General features: G+C 66.7%; 12 protein-coding genes. All 12 read left to right on the forward strand.

What is annotated here, in order from left to right:
- Window positions 1-154 precede the first annotated feature (154 nt).
- Window positions 155-1456: a histidinol dehydrogenase gene (gene hisD, locus PVW46_RS22980; RefSeq protein ID WP_069209007.1), complete on the forward strand. Its 1302-nt coding sequence runs from the start codon at window positions 155-157 to the stop codon at window positions 1454-1456.
- 11 nt (window positions 1457-1467) lie between these two features.
- A complete protein-coding gene (gene arsC, locus PVW46_RS22985; RefSeq protein WP_069209008.1) occupies window positions 1468-1815 on the forward strand; it encodes an arsenate reductase (glutaredoxin) in 348 nt (115 codons plus the stop codon).
- A gap of 102 nt (window positions 1816-1917) precedes the next feature.
- Complete coding sequence (locus PVW46_RS22990; protein WP_043138217.1) at window positions 1918-2397, forward strand: UPF0262 family protein; 480 nt, start codon at window positions 1918-1920, stop codon at window positions 2395-2397.
- 1 nt (window position 2398) lies between these two features.
- Complete coding sequence (locus tag PVW46_RS22995) at window positions 2399-2845, forward strand: arsenate-mycothiol transferase ArsC (RefSeq protein ID WP_043138215.1); 447 nt, start codon at window positions 2399-2401, stop codon at window positions 2843-2845.
- A 55-nt stretch (window positions 2846-2900) separates the two neighbouring features.
- A complete protein-coding gene (locus tag PVW46_RS23000) occupies window positions 2901-3302 on the forward strand; it encodes a ketosteroid isomerase-related protein (RefSeq protein ID WP_069209009.1) in 402 nt (133 codons plus the stop codon).
- Complete coding sequence (locus PVW46_RS23005) at window positions 3302-3883, forward strand: GNAT family N-acetyltransferase (RefSeq protein ID WP_069209010.1); 582 nt, start codon at window positions 3302-3304, stop codon at window positions 3881-3883. The genes PVW46_RS23000 and PVW46_RS23005 overlap by 1 nt, the downstream gene beginning before the upstream one ends.
- Window positions 3884-3892: 9 nt before the next feature.
- Window positions 3893-4777, forward strand: a complete 885-nt coding sequence (locus PVW46_RS23010) for a carbon-nitrogen hydrolase family protein (RefSeq protein ID WP_069209011.1) — start codon at window positions 3893-3895, stop codon at window positions 4775-4777.
- An 82-nt stretch (window positions 4778-4859) separates the two neighbouring features.
- Window positions 4860-5078, forward strand: a complete 219-nt coding sequence (infA, locus tag PVW46_RS23015) for a translation initiation factor IF-1 (RefSeq protein ID WP_023849011.1) — start codon at window positions 4860-4862, stop codon at window positions 5076-5078.
- Window positions 5079-5267: 189 nt separating this feature from the next.
- Window positions 5268-5858, forward strand: a complete 591-nt coding sequence (locus PVW46_RS23020) for a Maf family protein (RefSeq protein ID WP_043138207.1) — start codon at window positions 5268-5270, stop codon at window positions 5856-5858.
- On the forward strand, window positions 5855-6886 hold the full coding sequence (locus PVW46_RS23025; RefSeq protein WP_069209012.1) for a ribonuclease E/G: 1032 nt from the start codon (window positions 5855-5857) through the stop codon (window positions 6884-6886). The genes PVW46_RS23020 and PVW46_RS23025 overlap by 4 nt, the downstream gene beginning before the upstream one ends.
- Complete coding sequence (locus tag PVW46_RS23030; RefSeq protein WP_043138201.1) at window positions 6883-7065, forward strand: DNA gyrase inhibitor YacG; 183 nt, start codon at window positions 6883-6885, stop codon at window positions 7063-7065. The genes PVW46_RS23025 and PVW46_RS23030 overlap by 4 nt, the downstream gene beginning before the upstream one ends.
- On the forward strand, window positions 7065-8309 hold the full coding sequence (locus tag PVW46_RS23035) for an aminotransferase class V-fold PLP-dependent enzyme (protein ID WP_069209013.1): 1245 nt from the start codon (window positions 7065-7067) through the stop codon (window positions 8307-8309). Before PVW46_RS23030 ends, PVW46_RS23035 begins: the two co-directional genes overlap by 1 nt.
- The last annotated feature ends 93 nt before the right edge of the window (window positions 8310-8402 follow it).

Here is an 8402-nt window from a genome sequence, read left to right on the forward strand (position 1 = left end):
AGCGACGGAGGGCTCCGGGGAACAGGCTGAGTACCGGTCTGCCGAGGATGGCAAGCGCTCAAGCAGATGGTTTGAGACGCGGAGCGCGCCGGTCGTGGCGCTTGAGGCCGGCGGACGGGCGGGCTAAGAGGCGCTGGATACAGCGGAGGTGCCCATGCCCGTCTTTCTCGATAGCCGCCAGGACGATTTCGAAACCGCCTTTCAGGCCCTTCTGGGGGCCAAGCGGGAGGACAGCCCGGACGTGGATTCCGTGGTGGCGGAGATCATCGCGGACGTGCGTGCGCGCGGCGATGCGGCGGTGTTGGAGCTGACCGCGAAATTCGATCGGCTGGAGCTGGACGCAGCCGGCTTGCGGTTTTCCGAGGCCGAGATCGAGGCGGAGTGCGCGCGCGTGCCCGAGGCCGAACGCCAGGCGCTGGAAACGGCGGCCGAGCGGATCCGCGCCTACCACGTCCGACAGATGCCGCAGGACCAGAGCTGGACCGACCCGGAAGGCGCCACGCTGGGCTGGCGCTGGGGGGCGGTGTCTGCGGCGGGGCTTTATGTGCCCGGGGGGCTGGCCTCTTATCCCTCGTCGGTGCTGATGAACGCCATTCCCGCCAAGGTGGCGGGTGTTGAGCGGCTGGCGATCTGCGTGCCGACGCCGGACGGGGTCGTGAACCCGGCGGTCCTGCTGGCGGCGCGGATTGCCGGGGTGGACGAGATCTATCGCATCGGCGGCGCGCAGGCGATTGCCGCGCTGGCCTATGGCACCGAGAGCATCGCGCCGGTGGACAAGATCACCGGGCCGGGCAATGCCTTTGTCGCGGCGGCCAAGCGCCGGGTCTTTGGCAAGGTCGGCATCGACATGATCGCCGGCCCGTCCGAGATACTGGTCATTTCCGATGGAGACACCGATCCGGACTGGATCGCGCTGGACCTGATGAGCCAGGCAGAGCACGACGAGAGCGCGCAGGCGCTGCTGATCTGCACCGACGAGGCATTTGGCCGCCAGGTGGCGGAGGCCGTCGAGGCGCGCTTGCAGACGCTGGAGCGGCGGGCCATCGCGGGGGCCTCCTGGCGCGATTTCGGGGCGGTGATCACGGTGGCCGACCTGGACGAGGCGGCGGCGCTGTCGAACCGGATCGCGCCCGAGCACCTGGAGCTTTGCGTGGCCGACCCAGAGGCGCTGGCCGGGAAATGCCAACACGCCGGGGCGATCTTCCTGGGCCAGTGGACGCCCGAGGCCATCGGAGACTATGTCGGCGGGCCGAACCACGTCCTGCCGACGGCGCGCTCTGCCCGGTTCTCTTCCGGTCTGTCGGTGATGGATTTCCTCAAGCGGACGACGCTGGCGCGGATGACGCCGGACAGCCTGCGCGCCATCGGCCCGGCAGCCGAGGTGCTGGCGCGGTCCGAAAGCCTGGAGGCACATGGGCTGAGCGTGACGGCGCGGCTTGAAAAACTCAATTGCTGAAGGGGCTTCGCATGACGGTCGTCATATTTCACAACCCGAACTGTTCGAAGTCGCGCGCGGCGCTGGAGCTGATCCGGCAGGCGGGCGAGGAGCCTGTTGTCGTGCCCTACATGCAGACGGGCTGGACGGTGCCGCAGTTGCAGGCACTGTTTGCCGTGGCGGGGCTGACGGCGCGCGAGGCGCTGCGCACCGCGCGTGATCAGGCGAAGGACCTGGGACTGCTGGAGGAGGGGGTTGACGAGGCAGCTTTCCTGGAGGCGATGGTGGCGCATCCCGAACTGGTCGAACGGCCCATCGTCTGTTCGCCGAAAGGCGTGCGGCTGTGCCGTCCGCCCGAATTGGTGGCGGACTTGCTGTAGGGTTGAGGCGGGGCCGGTCCGGGCACAAGATTTGACCCTTTGGTGCCATTGCCCCCGGGGGCGGGCCGCGCTAAGCCAATGCGAGTTTTCAGGATGCTGCCCATGACCCGCATCGCGCATATCGAACTGGATGATGCCAACCTGCCTCCGCCGACGCCGGAGATCGAGCAGGAGCGGCGCGTGGCCATGTTCGACCTGATGGAAGAGAATTCCTTTGTCCTGCCCGCGCGCGAGGATCGCGCCGTGCCGCCCGGGCCCTACAACGTGGGGCTGTCGATCCGGGACAAGCGGCTGGTCTTTGACGTCAGCACACAAGATCATGAAAAGGCGGCGGAATTCCACCTGTCGCTGTCGCCCTTCCGGCAGGTGGTCAAGGACTACTTCCAGATCTGCAAGAGCTACTTCGATGCCGTGCGGACCCTGCCGCCCAGCCAGATCGAGACCATCGACATGGCCCGGCGGGGCATTCACAACGAAGGCGCGCGCATCCTGCAGGAGCGGCTGGAGGGCAAGGTGGAGGTCGACGACGCCACAGCGCGACGGCTGTTCACCCTGGTCTGCGTCCTGCATTTCGGGGGCTGAGGTGCCGGAGCTGCCGCAGTCGATCCTCTTTGCCTGCGACCACAATGCCGTTCGGTCCCCGATGGCCGAGGGCATCATGAAAAAGCTGTACGGGACAGAGACCTATGTGCAGTCGGTCGGTGTCGTGAACGATCTCGAGATCGACGGTTTCGCGATTTCGGTCTGCGCGGAGATCGGGGTAGAGCTGGAACGGCACCGATCGCGCAGTTTCGAGGAAATGGAGCAGATGGGCGAGATGTTGTCGGGATTCGACCTGATCGTCACCCTGTCGCCGGCCTCGCAGCGGCGGGCGCTGGACCTGACACGCTATTACCACCTGACGGTGGAATACTGGCCGATCATGGATCCGACAGGCATCGGCGAGACGCGCGAGCAGAAGCTGAACGCCTATCGCCAGACGCGGGACCAGCTGGTCAAGCGGCTGGGCGATCAATGGAGTGCGGAGTAAGCGGCTGCACCGCTTTTTCGAGTATTTTCAGAGAGAAGAAACAGGGAGTTGCGCAATGGGTCAGGCGCGGGACGTGGTGGCGAAGTATTTCGCGGCCTTCAATGCGGGCGACACGGCGGGAATGCTGGAGTGCCTGTCGGATGACGTGGCACATCACGTCAACGAGGGACAAGTGCGGCGCGGCAAAGAGCTGTTCGAGGCGTTCTGCGCCCACATGAGCCGCTGCTACCGTGAAAATCTGACCGATATGGTGGTCTTCGAGAGCGAGGATGGCAGCCGGGCTGCGGCGGAATTCACCGTCAACGGCACCTACCTGCAGACGGACGAGGGGCTGCCGGAGGCACGCGGACAGACCTATCGCCTGCCGGCGGGGTCGTTCTTTTCGCTGGACGGCGGCAAGATCAGCCGGGTTGTCACCTATTACAACCTCGCAGACTGGACCGCGCAGGTCTCGTGATGCGGGTCGAGGTGCTGACAGGCGCCGCGCTGGAGGCGGCGCTGGATGACGTGGCGCGGCTGCGGATCGCGGTTTTCCGTGCCTTTCCCTATCTTTATGACGGGGACTTCGCCTATGAGCGCGGCTATCTGCAGACCTACCGCGAGAGCGAAAACGCGGTGCTGGTCGGGGCGTTTGACGGCGACAGGCTTGTCGGGGCGTCCACGGGCACCCCTCTGGAGGATCACGCCGAGGATTTTGCCGGGGTCTTCGAGGGCATGGGCTTTGACCTGTCCCAGATCTTTTACTGTGCCGAGTCGGTGCTCTTGCCCGAGTATCGCGGGCACGGCATCGGGCACCGGTTCTTTGATCTGCGCGAAGCGCATGCGCGCGAGCTTGGGCGGCGGTACTGCGTCTTTTGCGGGGTGGTGCGTCCCAAGGATCACCCGCTGCGGCCTGCAGGTTACGCGCCGCTTGATCCGTTCTGGCGCAAGCGGGGCTATGAACCGCTGGAGGGCGCGGTGGCGCGGTTCCGCTGGAAGGACATCGACCAGGAGGTGGAGACGGAAAAGCCGCTCCAGTTCTGGATGCGGGCATTGTGAGGCAGTGAGATGAAGGTTGCAGCGGCGGCGTACCCGGCGGAATTTCTGGACAGTTGGCAGGCTTACGAGGCCAAGTTGACCCGATGGGTGAGTGAGGCTGTGGGCGAGGGGGCCGACCTGCTGGTCTTTCCCGAATACGGCGCGATGGAACTGGCGACACTGGCAGGCCGCGAAGTCGCCCTGGACCTAGAAGCCAGCCTGCACGCGGTGTCCGAGCGGGTGCCCGCCGCCGATGCGTTGCACGCCTCGCTGGCGCGGCGGTTCGGGGTGCATATCCTGGCCGCCTCGGCACCGGTCTTCGATCCCGCGATCGGGCCGCGTCCGGTGAACCGGGCGCGCTTCTTTGCGCCTTCGGGCGAGATGGGCGTGCAGGACAAGCAAATCATGACCCGGTTCGAGCGCGAGGACTGGGACGTCGTGCCGGGCGGGCCGCTGCGGCTGTTCGACACGGTGCTGGGCAAGATCGGTATCCTGATCTGCTATGACAGCGAATATCCGTTGCTGGGGCGGGCCCTGCAGGAGGCGGAAATCCTGTTGGTGCCCTCGGTGACAGAGGCGCTGTCCGGGCACAGCCGGGTGCGCATCGGCGCTATGGCCCGCGCGCTGGAGGCGCAATGTGTCGCGGTCATGTCCTCGGTCGTGGGGGAGGCGGACTGGAGCGAGTCGATCGATGTCAGCGTCGGTCGTGGGGCCGTCTTCGGCCCGCCGGACATCGGCTTTCCCGAAACCGGCATCCTGGCCGATGGTGTGCTGAACCGGCCCGGCTGGACCTATGCCGAGATCGACCCGGGCGCGGTGGCGCGGGTGCGGCGTGAGGGCGTGGTTCTGAACCGGCTGCATTGGGACGATCAGGTGGGCCGGGACGGCGCGCCGGAGGTGGTTGCCCTGCGCTGAGATGTGACTTGAATTCCCCGCGCTGCAGGCGCATATTATGGCGCGCCGCGCCTAGAGCGCGGTTTTCGATTCAGGAGAGAACATGGCCAAGGAAGATACGCTCGAATTTCCCGGTGTCGTGAAGGAACTCCTGCCGAACGCGACGTTCCGGGTCGAGCTTGACAACGGCCATGAGATCATCGCGCATACGGCAGGCAAGATGCGCAAGAACCGCATCCGTGTCCTCGCGGGAGACCGGGTCCAGGTGGAAATGACCCCCTACGACCTGACCAAGGGTCGGATCAACTATCGCTTCAAGTAAGTTGCAAGACCGGCGGCGCGCAGCCTTTCCGGTTGCGGTGTTCGCCGGGTGATGCGGGGAACGCGCTTGCGAAGCGCGTTGAAAGCGGCTTTCAAGCCGCTTTTTCGCGTGGCGGCGCCTGTCGCACCCTTGCATCCGCGCGGCGCCTCTGGTGAAGCCTGACCTGTCCCCGTTGCAAGGAAATCGTCCATGTCCCCAAAGCCCCGCCTGATCCTGGGCTCCGGCAGCCCCCGCCGGCGCGAGCTGCTGGCACAGCTTGGTGTCACGGCCGATGACATCCGTCCGCCGGATATCGACGAGGACCCGAAAAAGGGGGAACAGCCGCGTCCCTATTGCGTGCGGCTGGCCCGGGAAAAGGCCGAGGCGATTCCCTCGGACCCGGACGAGATCGTGTTGTCGGCGGATACCACCGTGGCAATGGGCCGCCGCATCCTGGGCAAGCCGGCGGATGAAAAGGAGGCGGCGCAGTTCCTGACCCTGTTGTCGGGGCGGCGCCACCGGGTCATCACCGCCGTCGCAGTGCGCCGGGGTGAAAAGGTCTGGGAGCGGGACGTGGTCACGCAGGTCAAGATGAAGATGCTGTCCAACGAAGAGCTGAATGCCTACCTGCACAGCGGCGACTGGCGTGGCAAGGCGGGCGGCTACGGCATCCAGGGACCGGCGGGGGCGCTGATCCCCTGGATCAGCGGGTCATTCACCGCCGTGGTGGGCTTGCCGCTGGCCGAGACGGCAAATCTGCTTCAAGCAGCGGGCTATCCGCTTTACAGGGACGCGTCATGAAGGGCAGCACAATCGTATTGGACCAGTGGAAAGGCCGCGAGGCGGCTGCTTTGCTGGTGGACGGGCAGTTGGAAGACCTGTTGATCGACGCGGACCTGCCGCGTCCCGGGTCGATCTATCGCGGCGTCGTGGAACGGCCGATGAAAGGGCAGGGCGGGCTCTTCCTGCGCACGCCCGACGGCAATGCCTTTCTGCGGCAGGTCAAGGGGCTGAGCCCCGGCGACCGGCTGCTGGTGCAGGTGACAGGCTATGCCGAACCGGGCAAGGCGATCCCGGTGACCAACCGTATCCTGTTCAAGTCGCGCTATGCCATCGTCACGCCGGGGGCGCCGGGGATCAACGTCTCGCGCCAGATCCGCGACGACGAGACCCGCGATGCCCTGCTGGAGATCGCGCATGACGTCATCTCTGAAAACCCTTTGCCAGAGGGGGCGGGGGTCATCCTGCGCTCCTCGGCGCATCCGGACCTGGCGGATGAGGTCATGGATGACCTGCTGGCCATGTCGGACCTGGCCCGCGCGGTGCTGGCGGATACCATCGGCGACGCGGAATTGCTGGTCGAGGGTGACGGCCCGCATGCGCTGGCCTGGCGCGAATGGGTCGGCCCGGCGGATCTGGACGACGCCGAGGGGGCATTCGACCGGCACGAACTGGGTGAGACCATCGAGGCGCTGGGCAAGGCGCGTGTGGTGCTGCCCTCTGGCGGGTCGATGCTGATCGAACCGACCTCGGCGCTGGTGGCGGTGGACATCAACACCGGCGGCGATACCTCTCCGGCGGCGGGGCTGAAAGCGAATATCGCCGCCATGCGGGACCTGCCGCGCCAGCTGCGGCTGCGCGGTCTGGGGGGGCAGATCGTGGTCGACCCGGCGCCGATGGTGAAAAAGGACCGCCGCCAAGTCGAAAGCGTGCTGAAGGCGGCGCTGAAGGCCGAGACCACGGAGACCGTGGTGGCGGGATGGACGACGCTGGGCCTGCTGGAACTGCAGCGCAAGCGCGACCGCGTGGCGTTGAGAGAGGTGATATGAGCTGTCCGATCTGTTCGAAGACCACTGACCCCGAGTACCGGCCCTTCTGCTCGAAACGCTGCGCCGATGTGGACCTGGCGAAGTGGCTGGGCGGCAGTTACGCGATCCCCTCGGAGGATCCCGAGGACATGGAAGAGGCGGCGCAGGCCGTGGAACGGGAAGAACGGAAACCACACTGATGTTCGAAGATGCCTTGTTGAGCGAGATTCGCGGGCGTTTTGCCCATGTCGAGGACTGCCCCTTTACCGGCAAGCGCGTGTTCTTCGAGAACGCGGGCGGGGCACTGACCCTGAAATCGGTGGTCGAGACATCGACGCGGTTCGCGGCGATCCCCGACAACCAGGGGCGCGACAACCCGGCCTCCAGGGCGCTGGTCGAGGTGATCGACAGGGCGCGGGCGGATGTGCGCGATTTCCTGGGCGCCGAGGGCGGTGCGGTGATCTTTGGCGAAAGCGGCACCGAACTGCTGTTCCGGCTGATCCGGGATGCCTGCCTGGGTGCGGGGCCGGGGAGCGTGCTGGGGTCGACCGTGGAACACCCTGCATCGCGCAGCGCGATGGCGCGCTGGGCCGGGGTATCCTCGCGGCGGCATGTCCTGATCCCGCATGAGGACGCCACGGGGCGGGTGACGCCCGATGCCTATGCGGCGCATGTGACGCCGGACACGGCGGTGGCCACGATCCTGCACACGTCGCCGGTGACAGGGATCGGGATGGACCTGCCGGGGATCGCCGATGCGATCCGCGCCGTGGCGCCCGAGTGTTTCATCATCGTCGACGGCATCCAGCACGCCTGCCACGGCCATATCGACGTGGCGGGTGCGGGTGTCGACGGCTACGTGATCTCTCCGTACAAGGTCTTTTCGCGGCATGGCTACGGCGTGGCCTGGGCCTCGGACCGGCTGACAGCGTTGGCGCATGATGCGCTGATCGGCGGGCCGGAGGGCAACTGGGAACTGGGCACGCGGGATACCGGCGCCTATGCGACCTTCTCGGACGTCGTGAGCTATTTCGACTGGCTGGGCGCGCAGGTGTCGGATGCGGCGACGCGGACCGAGCGGCTGGCAGAGGCTCGGCGGGCGATCCATGCCCACGAGGCGGCGCTGTGCCAGGCGATGATCCACGGCACCGGCAACCTGGCCGGGCTGGCCGACCTGCCCGGAGTGACCGTTATCGGCGGCACCGACAACGCGGGCCGCGAGGGGCTGGTGAGTTTCTGGGCCGAAGGGCGCCCTTCAGCCGAGATCGTCACGGCGCTGAACGAGGCCGGCATCCGCACGCATACCCGCAAGGCGGATCACTACTCGGGCAACGTGCTGGACCCCCTGGGGCAGGCCGATTGCATCCGGGTGTCGCTGGCGCACTACAACTCGATGGGGGAAGTGCGGGCTTTCCTGACGGCGATGCGGGGCATTCTCGGCTGAAGGTGGTGCCGGTCGCCGGGCGTGGCGTGGGGGGAGACATGCCGAAGGCACGCCTCCGGCATGACCCCCGTCTCCCTGCGGTCGACTCCCCCG

This window comes from Mameliella sp. AT18 (assembly GCF_028807275.1).
GTDB lineage: Bacteria > Pseudomonadota > Alphaproteobacteria > Rhodobacterales > Rhodobacteraceae > Antarctobacter > Antarctobacter albus.